The sequence below is a fragment of the Kitasatospora acidiphila genome (assembly GCF_006636205.1).
GTDB classification, from domain to species: domain Bacteria; phylum Actinomycetota; class Actinomycetes; order Streptomycetales; family Streptomycetaceae; genus Kitasatospora; species Kitasatospora acidiphila.
The window spans coordinates 7,579,311-7,595,241 of sequence record NZ_VIGB01000003.1; the positions used below are offsets into that span (position 1 = coordinate 7,579,311).

At 73.4% G+C, this 15,931-nt stretch carries 19 protein-coding genes; 9 read left to right on the top strand and 10 right to left on the bottom strand.

Going from position 1 to position 15,931, the window contains the following annotated elements:
- The first annotated feature begins 13 nt into the window (after positions 1 to 13).
- The 5 genes from E6W39_RS42330 to E6W39_RS35755 all read left to right on the top strand — a co-directional run bounded on the left by E6W39_RS42330 (position 14) and on the right by E6W39_RS35755 (position 4,026).
- Complete coding sequence (locus E6W39_RS42330) at positions 14 to 694, top strand: PAS domain-containing protein (RefSeq protein ID WP_141636983.1); 681 nt, start codon at positions 14 to 16, stop codon at positions 692 to 694.
- The gene (locus E6W39_RS35740) at positions 636 to 1,655 is read left to right on the top strand and encodes a PP2C family protein-serine/threonine phosphatase (protein ID WP_267286782.1); all 1,020 of its coding nucleotides are present in this window, start codon (positions 636 to 638) and stop codon (positions 1,653 to 1,655) included. Before E6W39_RS42330 ends, E6W39_RS35740 begins: the two co-directional genes overlap by 59 nt.
- A gap of 180 nt (positions 1,656 to 1,835) precedes the next feature.
- Positions 1,836 to 2,330 carry a universal stress protein gene (locus E6W39_RS35745; RefSeq protein ID WP_181799594.1) on the top strand — a complete coding sequence of 165 codons (495 nt, stop codon included), beginning with the start codon at positions 1,836 to 1,838 and terminating at the stop codon, positions 2,328 to 2,330.
- A gap of 192 nt (positions 2,331 to 2,522) precedes the next feature.
- Positions 2,523 to 3,287, top strand: a complete 765-nt coding sequence (locus tag E6W39_RS35750) for a VOC family protein (protein ID WP_141636986.1) — start codon at positions 2,523 to 2,525, stop codon at positions 3,285 to 3,287.
- Between the two features lie 94 nt (positions 3,288 to 3,381).
- Complete coding sequence (locus E6W39_RS35755; RefSeq protein ID WP_141636987.1) at positions 3,382 to 4,026, top strand: hypothetical protein; 645 nt, start codon at positions 3,382 to 3,384, stop codon at positions 4,024 to 4,026.
- Positions 4,027 to 4,048: 22 nt separating this feature from the next.
- Here the strand turns inward: E6W39_RS35755 and E6W39_RS35760 are convergent, their stop codons facing one another.
- Genes E6W39_RS35760 through E6W39_RS35770 form a run of 3 tightly spaced genes read right to left on the bottom strand, consistent with a single transcriptional unit; the run spans position 4,049 to position 6,786 of the window.
- Positions 4,049 to 4,528, bottom strand: a complete 480-nt coding sequence (locus E6W39_RS35760) for a MarR family winged helix-turn-helix transcriptional regulator (RefSeq protein ID WP_220140311.1) — start codon at positions 4,526 to 4,528, stop codon at positions 4,049 to 4,051.
- Between the two features lie 5 nt (positions 4,529 to 4,533).
- On the bottom strand, positions 4,534 to 5,184 hold the full coding sequence (locus E6W39_RS35765; RefSeq protein WP_141636988.1) for an NAD(P)-dependent oxidoreductase: 651 nt from the start codon (positions 5,182 to 5,184) through the stop codon (positions 4,534 to 4,536).
- Between the two features lie 57 nt (positions 5,185 to 5,241).
- Positions 5,242 to 6,786, bottom strand: coding sequence for an ATP-dependent DNA ligase (locus E6W39_RS35770; RefSeq protein WP_141636989.1), 1,545 nt, complete (start codon positions 6,784 to 6,786; stop codon positions 5,242 to 5,244).
- Between the two features lie 97 nt (positions 6,787 to 6,883).
- Between E6W39_RS35770 and argJ the strand changes: the two genes are divergently transcribed.
- Both argJ and E6W39_RS35780 read left to right on the top strand, forming a co-directional pair.
- On the top strand, positions 6,884 to 8,038 hold the full coding sequence (gene argJ, locus E6W39_RS35775) for a bifunctional glutamate N-acetyltransferase/amino-acid acetyltransferase ArgJ (protein ID WP_141636990.1): 1,155 nt from the start codon (positions 6,884 to 6,886) through the stop codon (positions 8,036 to 8,038).
- Positions 8,039 to 8,066: 28 nt separating this feature from the next.
- Positions 8,067 to 8,282, top strand: a complete 216-nt coding sequence (locus E6W39_RS35780) for a DUF2277 family protein (protein WP_141636991.1) — start codon at positions 8,067 to 8,069, stop codon at positions 8,280 to 8,282.
- Between the two features lie 43 nt (positions 8,283 to 8,325).
- Here E6W39_RS35780 and E6W39_RS35785 read toward each other — a convergent pair whose 3' ends face one another.
- From E6W39_RS35785 to E6W39_RS35805, 5 genes are all read right to left on the bottom strand, one after another.
- The gene (locus E6W39_RS35785) at positions 8,326 to 8,919 is read right to left on the bottom strand and encodes a maleylpyruvate isomerase family mycothiol-dependent enzyme (RefSeq protein WP_141636992.1); all 594 of its coding nucleotides are present in this window, start codon (positions 8,917 to 8,919) and stop codon (positions 8,326 to 8,328) included.
- Positions 8,920 to 8,973: 54 nt separating this feature from the next.
- A complete protein-coding gene (locus tag E6W39_RS35790; RefSeq protein ID WP_220140312.1) occupies positions 8,974 to 9,255 on the bottom strand; it encodes a DUF6158 family protein in 282 nt (93 codons plus the stop codon).
- 87 nt (positions 9,256 to 9,342) lie between these two features.
- Positions 9,343 to 9,837 carry a hemerythrin domain-containing protein gene (locus tag E6W39_RS35795; RefSeq protein WP_141636993.1) on the bottom strand — a complete coding sequence of 165 codons (495 nt, stop codon included), beginning with the start codon at positions 9,835 to 9,837 and terminating at the stop codon, positions 9,343 to 9,345.
- A gap of 127 nt (positions 9,838 to 9,964) precedes the next feature.
- Positions 9,965 to 10,189, bottom strand: coding sequence for a DUF3040 domain-containing protein (locus E6W39_RS35800; protein WP_141636994.1), 225 nt, complete (start codon positions 10,187 to 10,189; stop codon positions 9,965 to 9,967).
- Positions 10,190 to 10,227: 38 nt separating this feature from the next.
- The gene (locus E6W39_RS35805; RefSeq protein ID WP_141636995.1) at positions 10,228 to 11,295 is read right to left on the bottom strand and encodes an ATP-dependent DNA ligase; all 1,068 of its coding nucleotides are present in this window, start codon (positions 11,293 to 11,295) and stop codon (positions 10,228 to 10,230) included.
- Between the two features lie 58 nt (positions 11,296 to 11,353).
- On the opposite strand from E6W39_RS35805, the gene ligD reads away from it, so the two are divergent.
- Complete coding sequence (ligD, locus tag E6W39_RS35810; RefSeq protein ID WP_181799595.1) at positions 11,354 to 12,361, top strand: non-homologous end-joining DNA ligase; 1,008 nt, start codon at positions 11,354 to 11,356, stop codon at positions 12,359 to 12,361.
- A 19-nt stretch (positions 12,362 to 12,380) separates the two neighbouring features.
- Here the strand turns inward: ligD and lnt are convergent, their stop codons facing one another.
- Positions 12,381 to 13,931: an apolipoprotein N-acyltransferase gene (lnt, locus tag E6W39_RS35815; protein WP_181799596.1), complete on the bottom strand. Its 1,551-nt coding sequence runs from the start codon at positions 13,929 to 13,931 to the stop codon at positions 12,381 to 12,383.
- Between the two features lie 221 nt (positions 13,932 to 14,152).
- Between lnt and E6W39_RS35820 the strand changes: the two genes are divergently transcribed.
- Positions 14,153 to 14,668 (top strand): histidine kinase, encoded by a 516-nt coding sequence (locus tag E6W39_RS35820; RefSeq protein ID WP_141636997.1) that lies wholly within the window; start codon positions 14,153 to 14,155, stop codon positions 14,666 to 14,668.
- Between the two features lie 24 nt (positions 14,669 to 14,692).
- On the opposite strand, the gene E6W39_RS35825 is transcribed toward E6W39_RS35820, so the two are convergent.
- Entirely contained in the window at positions 14,693 to 15,427 is a 735-nt protein-coding gene (locus E6W39_RS35825; RefSeq protein ID WP_181799597.1) for a response regulator transcription factor, read from the bottom strand.
- Positions 15,428 to 15,931: the final 504 nt, after the last annotated feature.

A 15,931-nucleotide genomic window follows, 5' to 3' on the forward strand; every position in this document is an offset into this window, starting at 1 on the left:
GCGGTCGTCGGGAATGACCGGCCCGGCCGAAACGCCCGACCCGCGAGCGCCGCTGGACCGGCTGGCGGCGATCACCGCCAACCGGATCGGCTGCTTCGAATGGGTCCCGGCCGACGGGCGGTTCACCCTGGACGACACCGGCCTGGCCGTCTTCGACCTGCGGCCCGAGGAGTACGAGGGCACCATCGCCAGCCTCAACCAGCGGATGCCGGTGGAGGAGGTGATGCGCATGCACCGGCTGCTGGAGGACATCCGGGCCGGGCGCAGCGAGTCCTACAGCAGCTACGTGCGGATCCGGCTGCGGGACGGCGCCACCCGCTGGACCTACGTGCAGGGGCAGGCGGTGCACGACCCGGGCCTGCGGGTGCTGGGTGTGGTCCGCGACGCCACCACCGAGCTGGCCCACTCGGCGATGCGGCTGATGGGGAGGACGACCGGCAGCGTCAGCAGGCCGCCATGCGCGAGATGGTCGACGCGCTCGGCGAGGCGTTCACCGTGGCCGACGTGGTCACCGTGCTCACCGGCGACCAGAGCCGGCGCCGGCTCGGTGCCCAGGGGATCAGCCTGGGGTGGTGGACCACGGGCGGCTGCGGATGATCGGCGCGATCGGGCCGCTCCCGATCGGGGCCCAGGCGATGCGCCGCGCCCGGCTCACCGACCCGTGGCCGCTCAACGACGTGGTGCGCTCCGGTGAGCCCGCGTTCTACACCTCCCAGGCGGCCTTCCTGCGCCAGTACCCGGACCTGGCCGAGCTGGTCGCCGCGAGCACCGCCACCGCCGCGGCCTTCCTCCCCCTGGTCGCCCAGGGCCGCCCGATCGGCGCGATGGCCCTGATCTACGCGGGCCGACGCACCTTCAGTACCGAGGACCGCACCCTGCTCACCGCGCTCACCAGCGCCATCGCCCAGTCGCTGCAACGCGCCATAATGGTCGACCAGTCCCGGGAGATCGCCGCCGGACTGCAGAGCGCGATGCTGCCGCGCCGGCTGCCGGTGCTGCGCGGCGGCTCGCTGGCGGTGCGCTACCGCACCGCCAGGGTCGGCACCTGGATCGGCGGCGACTGGTACGACGCGGTGGCGCTCGCCGAGGACGCGGTGGGCGTGGCGATCGGCGACGTGCAGGGCCACGACACCGAGGCGGCCGCCATCATGGGCCAGCTGCGGATCGCGATGACCGCCTACGCCGCCGAGGGGCACAGCGCGGCGAGCGTGCTGGCCCGCGCCTCGGCCTTCCTCGCCGACCTGCCCGCCGACCGGTTCGCCACCTGCCTCTACGCCCAGGTGGCGCTCGCCACGGGGGAGACCTGGCTGGTCAACGCCGGTCATCTGCCGCCGCTGGTGCGCCGGGCCGACGGCACTGTGCTGCGGCTCGACCTGCCCACCGGCCTGCCGCTCGGCCTGCCCGCCGACTGGGGGGCCGGCGGCTATCCGGCCAGCGTCTTCCGACTGGACCACGGCGACAGCCTGCTGCTCTACACCGACGGGCTGGTGGAGCGGCCCGGCGAGGACCTGGAGCGCGGACTGGCCCGGCTGGCCGAGGTGTTCGCGGCCGGGCCCGCGCAGCTGCCCGCGCTGGCCGACCATGTGCGCGACACCCTGGGGGAGCGGCTGGAGGCGGAGGATGACGCGGCTCTGCTGCTGCTGCACCGGGACTGACGTGCGGATGTTCGGGCCGTGCCCGTTCGGGCTGTGTCCGTTCTGGCTGTGCCCGTTCAAAAAGTGTCAAGGACCGGCCAGATCGCGTAGCACCCGCGTCAAGAGCCGGTCCGCCGCGGCCGTTGCGGGGATGGAATGGAGGTACCCGAAGGGATCGGGGCCGACAGGAGGCGCGAAGCGATGGCTGGACAGGTTCGAGTGATCGTGGGGGTCGGCAGCTCGCTGAGCGCACTGGCCGCGGTCCGGCGCGCCGTCCGGGAGGCCGAGCAGCGGGACGCCGTGCTGGTGCCGGTCGCGGCCTGGCAGCCGGAGGACGATCCGCTGCGCCCGCTCTCCGAGCTGGAACACGCGGCCCGGCGGCGGTTGGACACCGTCTTCGAGCAGGCCTTCGGCGGCTACCCGAGAGGCGTGCTGCTGCACCCCGAGGTGGTGCGGGCGGAGCCGGGCCAGGCCCTGGTGGCGGCGGCCGACCGGTCGAGCGACCTGCTGGTGGTCGGCGCCGGCCGTCCCGGGCGGGTGAGCGGGCTGCGGCACGGCGGGGTGGCGCGGTACTGCCGCGGCCACGCCGGCTGCCCGGTGCTGGTGGTGCCCGCCACCGACCTGCTCGACGACCCGGCCGGCGACCTGGCGCCGGCCGCGGCCCGCTGTCGGACCGGCTTGGCCTACCAGGTCTGATGCGGCGTCAGGGCCCGTGCCAAATGCGGCGGTACGGGCCCTGACGCACGGCCTGCCGGGCGGGCGGACGAATTGCGGCGGGTGCCGCGCGCGCCGCCGGGCGTTGTCAGTGCGGCGGGCTAGAGTCCGGAGCCGAACACCGTAGCGGGTCGAGCGCCGGATGTGATCGACCCTCAGCGAGGGAGCGCCACAGTGCAGAACGACGAGCTGGTCACCAACGGCCCCTGCTGGGTCGAGCTGGCCACCACCGACGCGGCGGCCGCCACCGCCTTCTACACCGGCCTGTTCGGCTGGCAGGCCGCGGCCGACCAGCGCCCCGAGGCCGGCGGCTACACCATGCTCACCCAGGTCCAGGGGCCGGTCGCGGCGCTGGTGCCGCAGCACCGGGATGGCCAACCGCCCGCCTGGACGGTCTCGTTCCTGGTCGAGGACGCCGATGCCACGGCGGCCAGGATCACCGAGGCCGGCGGCAAGGTGCTCGTGCAGCCGATGGACGTCTTCGCGCTGGGCCGCTTCGCGGTGGCCGCCGATCCGTCCGGCGCGGTCTTCGCGCTCTGGCAGGCCGGGGAGTTCGGTGGTTCGGCCGTGCTCAACAAGCCCAACTCGCTCGGCTGGGTGGAGCTGCACACCAGGGATGTCGCCGCCTGCACGGTGTTCTATCCCGAGGTGTTCGGCTGGAGTTGCAGCCCCGGCGAGCACTACACCCAATGGGGCCTGGCGGGGCGGGACTTCGGCGGTATGGCCCGGATGGACGACAGCTTTCCGGCCGAGGCGCCCGCGCACTGGCTGCCCTACTTCGCGGTGGCCGATGTCGATGCCATCGTCAACAAGGCGAGCGGGCACGGCGCCGAGCGCGTGATGGGCCCGATGGACGTGCCGGACGGCCCGCGGATCGCGGTGCTGCGCGACCGGCAGGGGGCGGCCTTCGGGGTGTACCTGGCCGGCACCGAGGGGTGAGGGCCGATACCGACCCGTTCCATGTGAAAGCCCTTGCGGCGGGGCCCGATACCTGAGCTATCGTCGGGTCATCGGTGCGGTGCCGGAGGGAGGGATGGCCGTGTGGCCCGACTCCCGTGCGGCCGTCGGCTTTTCGATGCGCGTCGCGCTGCGCGGCTCCCTGGGGCGCGGTCCCGGCCCGCTCTGGCGGAAGCTGGACCGCTCGCGCAGCCGGGCCCAGCTGCTCCTGGTGCTGGGGCTGCTCGGCGCGGTGCTGTTCGGCTGCGGGGTGGCCGGGCACGGGGTGGGCACCGCCGGTGTGCAGGCCAGGGCCGAGGCCGTCCGGCTGCACCGGATCGACGCCTCCGTGGTCGGCGCGATCCGCCCCGACGCCACCGCGGTGGCCACCCGCTACCGCACCGGTGAACTGGTGTGGGTGAGTTGGACCTATCCGGCCGGGCACGCCGTGGTCGCCCGCTTCGAGCTGCCCGGTCCGGCCGCGGCGGGCGACGCGCTGCCGATCTGGGTCACCGACGACGGCGCGATCGCCGATGCCCCGCGCGGCACCGGCGCCATGGTGCTGCTCGCCCTGGGGACCGGCGCGGCGGCCTGGTCGGCGCTCACCGCAGCCGTGCTGACGATCCATCTGCTGCACCGCCGACTGCTGCGCCACCGCACCGACCGGTTCTGGGCGACCGGTTGGGAGGCCGTCGAGCCGCACTGGTCGGGCCGGCTGCGCGGTCGCCCGGATCGCAGCTAGCCGCCAGGCGCCAGGTCAACTGTCAACGCAGCGGCGGCAGTTCTTCGCGCAGTCGCCGGCCCAGCAGGTCGAGCGCCGTGACCATGGCGGCGGACTGCTCCGGTGCCAGGGTGCGGCGCAGCAGGCGGTCGGTCTCCCGGGTGTGGGCGGCGGCGGCCGTGCGCAGCGTCCGCTCGCCCTGCTCGGTGAGGAAGACCAGCTGCACCCGGCGGTCCTCGGGTGACGGCTCCCGCACCACCAGACCGGCCTCCACCATCCGGTCGACCAGCCGGGTGGCGCCGCCGCTGGTCAGCACCAGATGACCGGAGAGCCGGCTGATCGGAGCGCCCTGCGGATGGGCGGAGAGGATCAGCAGCACCTCGAACATCGAGTGGCTGATCCCGGCGGCCTGCTGGATCGCCGCGCCGAGCAGCCGCTCCAGCAGTGCCGAGGTGTGGAGCAGCACGCCGACCGCCTGTATCCGCGGATCGTCGATCGGCGCCTGCTCGTGGTGCTCTGTCACACGGATCAGTATCCGCAGGCGAAGCGCTGGCCCGGGTGGCGGGGGTGCTCGATCTCGTCGACGGCGGCGACCGCGTAGTCCTCGGCGCTGATCCGGCTGCTGCCGTCCGCGCCGATGACCAGCTCCTCCAGCTCGGTGCGGTAGTCGCCGGTGCGGTCGCCGGGCTCGATCTGGCCGGCGGGGCTGAGGTTGGTCCAGGTCACGTCGGTGACGGTGCGGTAGTAGTCCAGCGCGTCGCCGTGGGCGTGCATGATCTGCAGCAGCCACTCGGGCAGGCCCTCGGCGTCCCAGACCTGCTTGCCGTCGGGCGTGCGCAGCGAGCCGGCGCCGCCGACCGCGATCAGCCGCGGGGCCGCCGAGCCGAGCGTGCGCAGTCCGGCGACCAGCGCCTTGGCGGCGGGCTCGATGGTGGCCAGGTGGCCCGGGCCGTCGCCCCCGCCGACCGCGCTGACCAGCACGTCCTGCCCGGCGGCCGCCTTGGCGACCGAGGCCGGGTCGAGCACGTCGCCGGTGGTCACGGTGAGGTTCGGGTGCTGCTCGGTCACCTTGGCCGGGTCGCGCACCACGGCGGTCACCTGGTGGCCGCGGTTCAGTGCCTCACGGACGATGCGGCTTCCGATGGTGCCGTTGGCACCGAAGACGGCGATCTTGGACATGGTGAGGATCTCCTCTGTTGGTACGGAGTGTTACCTGACTCAACAGTACCTGACTGATCAGGTATTCCCCGAAAGAAGCTCGCGGACCGAAGCCACCGTGTCCGCGTCGGCGGCCGACTTGTCCTCCCGGTACCGCAGCACCCGGGCGAACCGCAGCGTGACGCCCGCCGGGTAGCGGGTGGAGCGCTGCACCCCGTCGAAGGCGATCTCCACCACCAGCTCCGGCCGCGCCCGGACTCCCCAGGCCGGACGCTCCACCGCCAGCTCCTGCAACCGCTCGGTCTGCCAGTCGAGCAGTGCGTCGGTCAGGCCCTTGAAGGTCTTGCCCAGCATCGCGAACGAGCCGTCCGGCTGCCGGGCGCCCAGATGCAGATTGGACAACCGTCCCGCGCGCCGACCGTGCCCCCATTCGGCAGCCAGCACCACCAGGTCAAGGGTGTGCACCGGCTTGACCTTCAGCCAGGCGGTGCCCCGCCGACCCGCCGTGTACGGCGCGTCCAGCGCCTTGAGCACCACGCCCTCCTGGCCACGGGCCAGCGCCGCGGCCGTGAAGGCCTCGGCCGCCGCGCGCTGCTCCGGCTCGGCGGGATCGGTCACCGTGAGTCGCCGCACCAGCAGCGGTTCGGGCACCAGGCGGGCCAGCTCGGCGTGCCGCTCGGCGGTGGGCAGCTCCAGCAGGTCGCGGTCGTCCAGGGCGAGCAGGTCGAAGAAGACCGGAGTCAGCGGCAGTGCCTCGCTGGCCCCGGGCACGTCCAGTCGGGAGCCGACCCGGCCGGCCGTCTGCTGGAACGGTCGCACCCGCCCGGCCGCGTCCAGGGCGATCACCTCGCCGTCCAGCACGACTCGGGCCACCGGCAACTCCCGGGTCGCCGCCACCACTTCGGGCAGTCGCCCGGTGATCTCGTCCAAGGTCCGGGTGAAGATCCGCACGCTCGGGCCGTCGCGGTGCACCTGGATCCGGATGCCGTCCAGCTTCTCGTCCACCACGCACCGGCCGAGCCGATCCAGCGCCTGCGCCACCGTGCCGGCGGTGTGCGCGAGCATCGGCAGCACCGGTCGGCCCACCGTCAGACGGAACCGCGCCAGCGCCGCCGGTCCGTCCGCCAGCAGCCGCTCGGCCACCTCGCCCAGGCTGCCGGCCAGCATCACCGCCCGGCGGACCTCGACCGCCGGCGCGCCGGTCGCCGCCGCGAGCGCGTCCACCGCCGCGGCGTCCAGCGCGCCCTGGCGGACCTCGCCGCCGATCAGCCGGATCAGGAACTCCTGCTCCTCGGCGGTGGCCGCGGCCAGCAGGCGGCCGACCAGCTCGCGCCGCCTGGCCTGGGCCCCGGCCCCGCGCACGGCGCCCAGTTCGGTGAGCGCGGCGTCCACCTGCCCGACGGTCAGCGAGGGCGCCGCGGCCGGCGGTACCGGTTCGGTGAAGCTGCTCCAGCCGACGCCGATCCGCCGCTGGGGCAGCCGCCCGGCCAGGTAGGTGATCACCACGGGGGCCTCAGCCGGTTCGGTCGCCCGGAACAGCTCGGCCAGCAGCGCGGTCTTGCGCGAGCGCGCCGAGGTGGCGGCGACTTCGCGCGAGGTGCGGGCGAGCTCGGCCAGCAGCATGACCTCATGCTCACCCGGTCATCGCACTGGCGCGACCCGTCCTCGTTGATAGAGTATGCAGTTATCGGAATGACTATTCATAAGGGGTGGAGCTTTCATGGACCAGCCGCTGCCGCAGGGCTTTCTCGCCCACACGGCCAACATGGGTCTCAAGGACGTGGCCGACGACTTCGCCGTGGTGGTCTCCGCGGTGCCCGCCGCCTCCGCGGCCGTCTTCACCAAATCGCGGTTCGCCGGACCGAGCGTGCTGCTCAGCCGGGCCGACGCGGCCCGCCAGGACGCCCGGGGCATGGTGGTGATCTCGCGCAACGCCAATGTGGCCACCGGCAAGGAGGGCGCCGCGCACGCCGAAGAAGTGCGGCGGCTGGTCGCCGCGCGGGTCGGGGTGGCGCCGGAGCAGTTGGTGATCGGCTCCACCGGGGTGATCGGACGCCCCTACCCGATGGAGTCGATCCGGGCCGGCATCGCCGCACTGCCGCAGCCGCTGCCGCCCGCCGACTTCCAGGCCGCGGCCGCCGCCATCATGACCACCGACACCCGCCCCAAGTCGATCCGACTGACCTGCGGCGACGCGGTGTTGGTCGGCATCGCCAAGGGCGTCGGGATGATCGAGCCCAATATGGCCACGCTGCTGACCTTCTTCTTCACCGACGCCGAGATCGTCCCCGCCGAACTGGACGCCGTCTTCCGCCGCGTCATGGACACCACCTTCAACGCGCTCAGCATCGACACCGACACCTCCACCAGCGACACCGCCGCCGTCTTCGCCAACGGCCTGGCCGGACCGGTGGACCTCGCGGAGTTCGAGCGGGTGCTCCACCAGGCCGCCCTGGCGCTGGTCCGCGACATCGCCTCGGACGGCGAGGGCGCCGGCAAGCTGATCGAGGTGCGGGTCACCGGCGCCCGGGACACCGCGCAGGCCAAGCGGGTCGGCAAGTCGGTGGTCAACTCCCCGCTGGTGAAGACCTCGGTGCACGGCGCCGACCCCAACTGGGGCCGGGTCGCGATGGCGATCGGCAAGCTCGACGACGACCCCGACCTGGACCCGGCCCGGACCACCATCCACTACGGCGACCTGGAGATGTTCCCCACCGAGCCCGACGACGTGCAACTGGCCGCCGCCCGCGCCTACCTGGGCAACGACGAGGTGGTGATCGGCATCGACCTGGGCCTCGCGGACGCCGCCTTCACCGTCTACGGCTGCGACCTCACCGCCGGTTATGTGGAGCTGAACTCCGGCTACACCACGTGATGTCGGTGCCCGGTGCCAGACTGAAAGCATGTGCCGAAGCATCAAGACCCTGCGCCCTCCCGTGATGCCCGAGGTCACCGAGGAGGACATCCACGCCGCCGCCCTGCAGTACGTCCGCAAGGTGTCCGGGTTCCGCGCGCCGGCCGCGCACAACCGGCTGGTCTTCGAGCAGGCGGTGGCCGCGATCGCGGCGGCCACCGCCGAGCTGCTGGCCGGCCTGGAGGTGCGCGGCGCCCGCAGCTGACCGGGGCGCGAAAGGCCTGTGACACTGCAGGGCGGGCCTCGGCTCAGCCGGTGACCTCCGGGTCGAGGGCCGACAGGGGGGCGGGGTGCCGTCCGCACAGGCCGAGCAGCCGGGCCTGCGGATCACCGGCCGCGAGCGGCAGCGCGCCGCTCTCGCGCAGTGCGAACTCCACCAACTCCGGGGCCAGATGCGGATCCTGGCAGGTGGCATGCGCCAAGTCCCAGGTGTGCACGGTCAGTTCCGTGATCAGCCGGGCGCAGTACGCCACCGCGGGCCGCTCGCCGTCGGCCGTCCGCACGGTGCGGGCCAGCGCATGCGGGGCGGCGAGGGCGGTGCGGGCGGCCTCGGCGGCCCGCACCCAGTCGGCGGCCGCCGTCGCGGTGGGCTCGGTGGGCTCCGGCGCGGCGGCCCGCTCGGCCGGCAGCTCCGGGCCGGCGCCGGCGAGCAGCGCGGGCACCCGGGCCTGCTCGGCGGTCAGCGCGCCGACCAGCCGGCCCACCGACCAGCCGTGGTACGCCGTGGGCGCCGCCCACTGGTTGCGGGCCACCCCCGCCACCCGGCGGCCGAACGAGGCCGTCGCCTCGTCGTAGAGCCGCAGCACCTCGGCGGCGGAGTGCGGAGCGCGGTCATCGGTCATCGGCGGTCCTCGGGTCCTCGGGTCCTCAGGTCGGGGTCAGCTCGGCGGTCGGGGTCAGCTCGGTGTCGCCTCGATCCGGGCGGCGGTCTCCCTGGCGCGGGCACCGGAGCGGGTCCGGGACGCGGTCACCATCCGGACCGGGAAGCGCCGCAGGTACTCGGCCTCCAGCTCGGTGGTGCGCTCGGTGTGCCGGCGCAGCGCATCGTCCGAGCCGTACAGGAAGGTCTCGTGCCGAGTGCGGTGCAGCTGCTCCAGCTCGTGCAGCAGGCGCTCGGCGGACAAGGCGCTCGCGGCGACGCCCTCGACGGCGCCGTTCGGGGTGGCGGTCAATCGCATGGCGGGTGCCTCCGCTGCTGTCGGACTCGGTGCTGTGGTCCTTGATGCCGTCTGACCAGGTCGGTCGTCTGACGAAGTCGCCCCCCGCTATCCCGGTGCCCCCTGGGCGGCGCCGGAAACCGGCCCCGGCGGGTGGCGTGGCGCGGTCTCCCGCACCGCCAGCAGCCGCAGGCCGATCTCCTGGAGGACCTTGCGGGGCAGTGCGGCGCGCAGCTGCGGGAACCAGTCCCGCTCCTCGCGCTCCATCTGCTGCACCGCGGCGCTCAGCAGCGCCGCCATGCCGCTCTCGAAGCCGGGGTCGGTGGGGCCGCGCTGGGCGACCTCCTCGCAGAGCCGGTCGATCGCCTGGTGGTCCTGGAAGCCCTGCAGCGCGGGATGGGACGGATCGCTCAGCAGCGCGGCCACCATCGGGTGGAGCACCTCGTCCACCAGGTAGGAGTGGATGGTGAGGTCGTGCACGATGTGCTGGGCCAGGTCGGCGCGGACCGCCGGGTCGCCGGAGTCCGCCGCACGGTAGGCCTTGAACAGCCGCAGCAGCTCCTTGTGCTCCTGCTTCAGCAGCACGATCGCGTCGGTGGACATCCGCCTTCACCTCTCGGCCCCGCGTAGCCCCTGACTCGATGGTGCCAAACCGGCCGGTCCGGCGGGCGGCTCGTGGCGGCCGATCGAGTGGTTCGCGGGACGCATCGCAGGCCTCTGCCGGGCATCGCTAGGGCAGCGGGATCCGGCCGCGCAGCACCTCGCGCCAGAGCCGGCGCAGCCGGGTCGCGGCCCCCTGGTCCAGATCCTGGCCGGCCGCCAGCGCGGCGGCCTCGGCGACCCGCTCACGGCTGCGCCGCCACTGGTCGAACCGTCGGGCCAGCACCGGATCCTCGGCGGTCAGCCGGGCCTCGATCCGCCGGCTCTCGCGTGCTTCCTGGCGTGAGAGGATCATCGCCCTCACCTGCTGTCCTTTCGGGGTGGCCCCCGGTGTCAGCGTCCGTCGTGCAGGAGCTCGGCCAGGTCGTAGCCGACCGGCTCCTCCAGCTGGCTGTAGTCGCAGCTGCGCGGGGCCCGGTCCGGCCGCCACCGCTGGAAGCGCGTGGTGTGGCGGAACCGCGTCCCTTCCATGTGATCGTACGCGACCTCGCAGACCCGCTCAGGGCGGAGCGCGATCCATTGCGCATCCTTGGCACCGCTCCACCGGCTCGGCGCGCCGGGCAGCCGGCCGGCCTGGTGGGCGCTCTCGTCGGTCCAGGCCGCCCACGGATGGCCGCTCGGGTCGTCCAGTCGCAGCGGGGCCAGCTCCTCGGCGAGCTCCCGGCGCCGGGCCGCCGTGAACGAGGCGCAGACGCCGACGTGCTGCAGCACCCCCGCCGCGTCGTAGAGCCCGAGCAGCAGCGAGCCGACGCCCTGGCCGTCCTTGTGCTCGCGGCAGCCGGCCACCACGCAGTCGGCGGTCCGGCCGTGCTTGATCTTGAACATCGAACGCACCCCGGGCCGGTAGGGCTGGTCCAGCGGCTTGGCGACGATGCCGTCCAGCCCGGCCCCCTCGAACCTGGTGAACCAGACCTCGGCCAGCTCCCGGTCGGTGGTGGCCGGGGCCAGCCGCACCCACGGCCCGGCCTGCGCCAGGGCCCCGGTCAGCGCGGTGCGGCGGGCCGCCAGCGGCTGGGCGAGCAGCGCCGTGTCGTCCAGCGCCAGCAGGTCGAAGGCGATGAAGCTCGCCGGGCGCTCGGCGGCCAGCTTGCGCACCCGGGACGCCGCCGGATGGATCCGCTCCTGCAGCTCCTCGAAGTGCAGCCGCCCGTCGTGGGCCAGCACGATCTCGCCGTCCAGCACGCAGCGCGGCGGCAGTTCGGCCCGGAAGGCGTCCAGCAGCTCCGGGAAGTACCGGGCCAGCGACTTGCCGGTGCGGCTGGCCACCTCCACCTCGTCACCGTCCCGGAACACGATCGCCCGGAAACCGTCCCACTTGGCCTCGTAGTGCATGCCCTCGGGGATGGCGGCGACCGCCTTGGCCAGCATCGGCTCGACGGGCGGCAGCACGGGAAGGTCCATACCCGTGATGGTGCGTCACGCCCGCGCGGTGCGCAGCGCGGCGGCCTAGCGTGGGTGTATGGCGGAATCGGTGGAACTGGAAGCCGGGGGGCGACTGGTCAAGCTGTCCAATCCGGGCAAGGTGTACTACCCCGGGCCCGGCTACACCAAGTTGGACGTCGCGCGCTACTACCAGGCGGTGGCCCCGGCGGTGCTGCGCGGGCTGCGCGACCGGCCCACCACGCTGCAGCGGTTCCCGGACGGCGTCGACGGCGAGTTCTTCTACCAGAAGCGGGCGCCCAAGAACACGCCCGAATGGCTGCCCACCGCGCACATCTCCTTCCCCAGCGGCCGCTCCGCCGACGAGATCTGCCCCGCCGAACCCGCCGCCGTGCTATGGGCCGCCAACCTCGGCTGCCTCACCTTCCACCCCTGGCCGGTCCGCCGCGGCGACACCGACCGCCCCGACGAACTGCGCCTGGACCTCGACCCGCAGCCCGGCACCGACTTCGCCGACGCGGTGCGCGCCGCCCACCAACTGCGCGAGGTGCTCGACCAGCACGGGCTGCGCGGCTGGCCCAAGACCTCCGGCGGGCGCGGCCTGCACGTCTACGTGCCGATCCGCCCCGAATGGACCTTCGCCGAGGTGCGGCGCTGCGCCATCGCGCTGGGCCGGTCGCTGGAGCGGCGGATGCCCGAACGGGTGACCACCGCCTGGTGGAAGGAGGAGCGGGGCGAGAAGGTCTTCGTCGACTACAACCAGATGGCCCGGGACCGCACCATCGCCTCCGCCTACTCGCTGCGGGCCCGCCCCGAGGCGACCGTCTCCACTCCGCTGCACTGGGCGGAGCTGGACGAGGTGACGCCGCGCGACTTCACGCTGGGCACGGTGCCCGCCCGGCTGGCCGAGGTGGGCGACCCGCACGCCGAGCTGGACGAGCACGCCTTCGGCCTGGAGGCGGTGCTCGACCTGGCGGACCGCCAGGAGCACGAGGAGGGGCTCGGCGAGATGCCCTATCCGCCCGACCACCCCAAGGCGCCGGGCGAGCCGACCCGGGTGCAGCCGAGCCGGGCGAAGAAGGACTGATCCCTGCTACCGGGTTCTGTTACCGGGCGGGGCTCGGGGCGTCCTCGGACTCCGGGGCGGGGCGGTCGGCCCCCGGCCCGGTGCGGGCCCGGTACAGGCCGGTCGCGGCGGCGGCCGCCGTCACCGCCAGCGCGGTCCACGGCACCACATCGCCCACCCGGTCGTACCAGGTGCGGTACGTCGCGGCGGGCAGCGCCAGGTGCACGGTGAGCGCGCCGCGGCCGCCGGTGCCCATCCGGGCCAGCTGCCGGCCCTGGGCGTCGAACGCCACCGAGTCGCCGGTCAGCGCCGCCTGCACCGCCGGGCGGCCGGTCTCGGCAGCCCGTACGGCGGCCAGCGCGGCGTGCTGCGCCGGGGCCCAGGTGTCCTGGAAGGTGCTGGTGGCCGACTGGTAGATCAGCAGCTGGGCGCCCTGCAGCGCGGCGGTGCGGGACAGGTCGGGGAAGGCCGACTCGAAGCAGATCAGCACCCCGGCGGGCAGCGGGGTGCCGCTGCGGTCCACCGGCCGGAACAGGTGGAACGAGTGGCCGGGGGTGCGGTTCTGGTCGGCGGCCCTGCTGATCTTGGTCAGCCAGCCGAGCCCGCCCCGGAACGGGATGTACTCGCCGAACGGGACCAGCCGCATCTTGGCGTACCGGTCCTGGATGCCGTTCTGGTCGATCAGCACGGCGTCCTTGGAGATGTGGCCGTCCGTCTTCCGGGCGTCCTCGTTGACCAGCAGGTCGCTGCCGGTGACGGCCGACAGCGCCCGCAACTGGGCCAGCGTGACGGGGTCCCGGGACAGGTCGCTGGTGATGCTGGACTCGCCCCAGACCACCAGATCGGGGCGGTCCGCCAGGTCGCGGGTGATCGCGCCGGCGGCGTCCAGCCGGACGGTGCCGTCCAGGGTCTGGCCCGGTTGGACCAGCACCACGGTGGCGGTGCGGGCGGTGACCGGGGCCGGGTTCAGCGCGAACGCCACCGGGCCGGCGGCCAGCACCAGCACGCCCGCCGCCAGGGCGCCGGCCCGCAGCACCGTGCGGTCGGCGAGCAGGGCGATCAGCACCGCCGTGTTGACCGCCACCACCGCCGCGCTGACCAGCCAGATCCCGCCGAGCGAGGCCAGCGCCAGCTGGGTGGGACGGCGCCACTGGGTCGCGCCGAGCAGCGCCCAGGGGCCGCCGAGCGCCTGCCAGGAGCGGGCGAACTCGGTGACCACCCAGACCGACGGCACCACCAGCAGCGCCGCCAGCGACCGCCGCACCGTCAGCGGGGGCCGCAGCAGGCACCAGACCGCCAGGCCCACCGCCCCCTGCAGCGCCCCGAAGAGCACCGCGATCAGCAGCAGTCCCGGGCCGATGCTCGGGATCAGCCAGTACATCGCCGCCAGCACGAACCCGGCGCCGAACCACCAGCCGCGCACCACCGCCTCCCGGGCCCGCGGCGCCCGCTGCATCAGCAGCAGCCCGGGCACCAGCGCGATCCAGGCGAACCACTCCTGGTCCGGGGCGGGGAACGCCAGCACCGGCAGCATGCCCGCGCCCAGCGAGCCGTACCGGACGGGATGGGCGAGCGCGGCACGCAGCGACATGCGCTGATTGTCCGCTTCCGAGCCGCACCGCACCATGACGCGAACCGAATCGGTGCTCACGTGTCGGGTGGGGTGTGAGTGGCCTTTGGGGCTCATGCGTCGGGTGGGGTATGAGTGGCCTTTGGGGCTCATGTGTCGGATAGTGCCTCGCCTGGCGCGGTGTCAGGTGGCCGTCGTACCGTGCCGTGAGGAACCCTCGCAAAACGGACGAAGGACGTGCCATGGCCGAGCCGACCCACGTCATGCTCTTCATCACCTTCAGTGACCAGGCCGAGGCCACCGCCGCGTTCGGCGAGGCGAAGGAGCTGCCCGGGGCGCACCAGGCCGCCGTGCTGACCCGCTCGGCCGAGGGGCTGCTGGACACGCCCGAGAGCTGGGTGAAGGGCGCGGGCGGGCCGACCGTGGCCACCGGTCTGGTCGGCGGGCTGCTGGGCCTGTTCGGCGGTCCGATCGGCGTGCTGCTCGGTTGGACGGCCGGCACCTTCATCGGCGGCGCGGCCGAGCTGAAGCGGTTCCACGAGGGCGCGGAGGGCCTGCTGGTCTACAGCAAGGACCTGGCCGAGGGCAGTGCCCTGCTGATCGTCGAACTGCGCGAGCACGACCCGGCCGCCGCCGACCAGCTCGCCGCGCGCCACGGCGGGCGGCTGCTGCGCCGCCCGGCCGAGGAGGTCGAGGCCGAGGTGCGGGCCGCGGAGCGGGCAGTCGAGCACGCTACGGACGGCGACTCGGAGTCCTGACGATCCGTCAGTTCGCCGTGGTGCTCAGGCCCCGGACTGCCGGCTGAGGGTGCAGGCGGGTCCGAGTCGGAAGCCGACGCCGCGCACGGTGGTGATCCACTCGCTGGCGCCGAGCTTGCCGCGCAGGCTGCTGACGTGGGTGTCGACGGTGCGCGGCGACCACGAGTCGCCCCAGACCTGCTGCATGAGCCGTTTGCGGGGCACCACGCTGTCGGGGTTGGAGGCAAGGACGTAGAGGAGGTCGAACTCCTTGCGGGTCACCTCGATCGGCTTGCCGGCCAGGCTCACCTGGCGGGCAGCGGCGTCGATCCGCAGCGGTCCGTGCAGGATGACGTCGGCGGGCCTGGGGCGCGGCCTGGCGCGGCGCATGACCGCCTCCATCCGGGCCATCAACTCGCGGAAACCGTACGGCTTGACCAGGTAGTCGTCGGCGCCGGCCTGCAGGCCGAGGACCCGGTCGATTTCGTCGCCCCGGGCGGTGATGGCGATAATCGGCGTGTCGGAGGTCAGTCGGATCGCCCGGCAGACCTCCAGACCGTCCAAATCGGGCAGGTCGAGATCGATCAGCACCATGTCCGCGTCCTGGTAGCGCTGCAGGGCGGCGCCACCGGTTTCCGCGTCCGCCACCGAGTGGCCATGTCGGCGCAGTCCCAGAATGAGGGACTCGGCGGAGCGGATATTGCTGTCGACCACCAGGATCCGCCAGCTCTCGCGGGTGGCGAGCGCCGGCACGGCAGTGCCGCGGGACGATGCCTCCACGGTATTCCATTCGCGGTGCGTGAGCTGATTCACAGTCCCCCCGCGGGCATAGTTCACCAGCCATTCATTGAAATCCGGCCAACCAACCGGTGCTGCGAGTCTAGCCACTGGCACCTGGGAGTCAATGTGCTTGTCCTGCGCGGCTTCCCGGCAGTTGAACGAGGGTTCCAGCGGCCCTGGGCAAGCGATTTGGGATTGGTCAGCCGCTGCCAGCGCCAAGGGGAATCCGGCGGCGCCGGCCAATACTGCGTCAAATGGCCGGGAACATCAATGTCAGTTGGTTACGGAAAAGCTCCCGAGGTGCCGCAAATGGCTCGTACGGCCACATCGCGGACCTTGTGAAGAAATAATGTCGTCCATGTGGTCCGCTGCGGCAGGCGAACCTGCCGCAGTCCCCGCGACGTGCTTATTCCCGTAGGAAAGAGCTTGCCCGGGCCGCCCGGGTGCGGTGTGCTGGGTCCGCAGTCGCACACCGCCGGTTTTCGGCGTGCCCAAGTCCTGCCC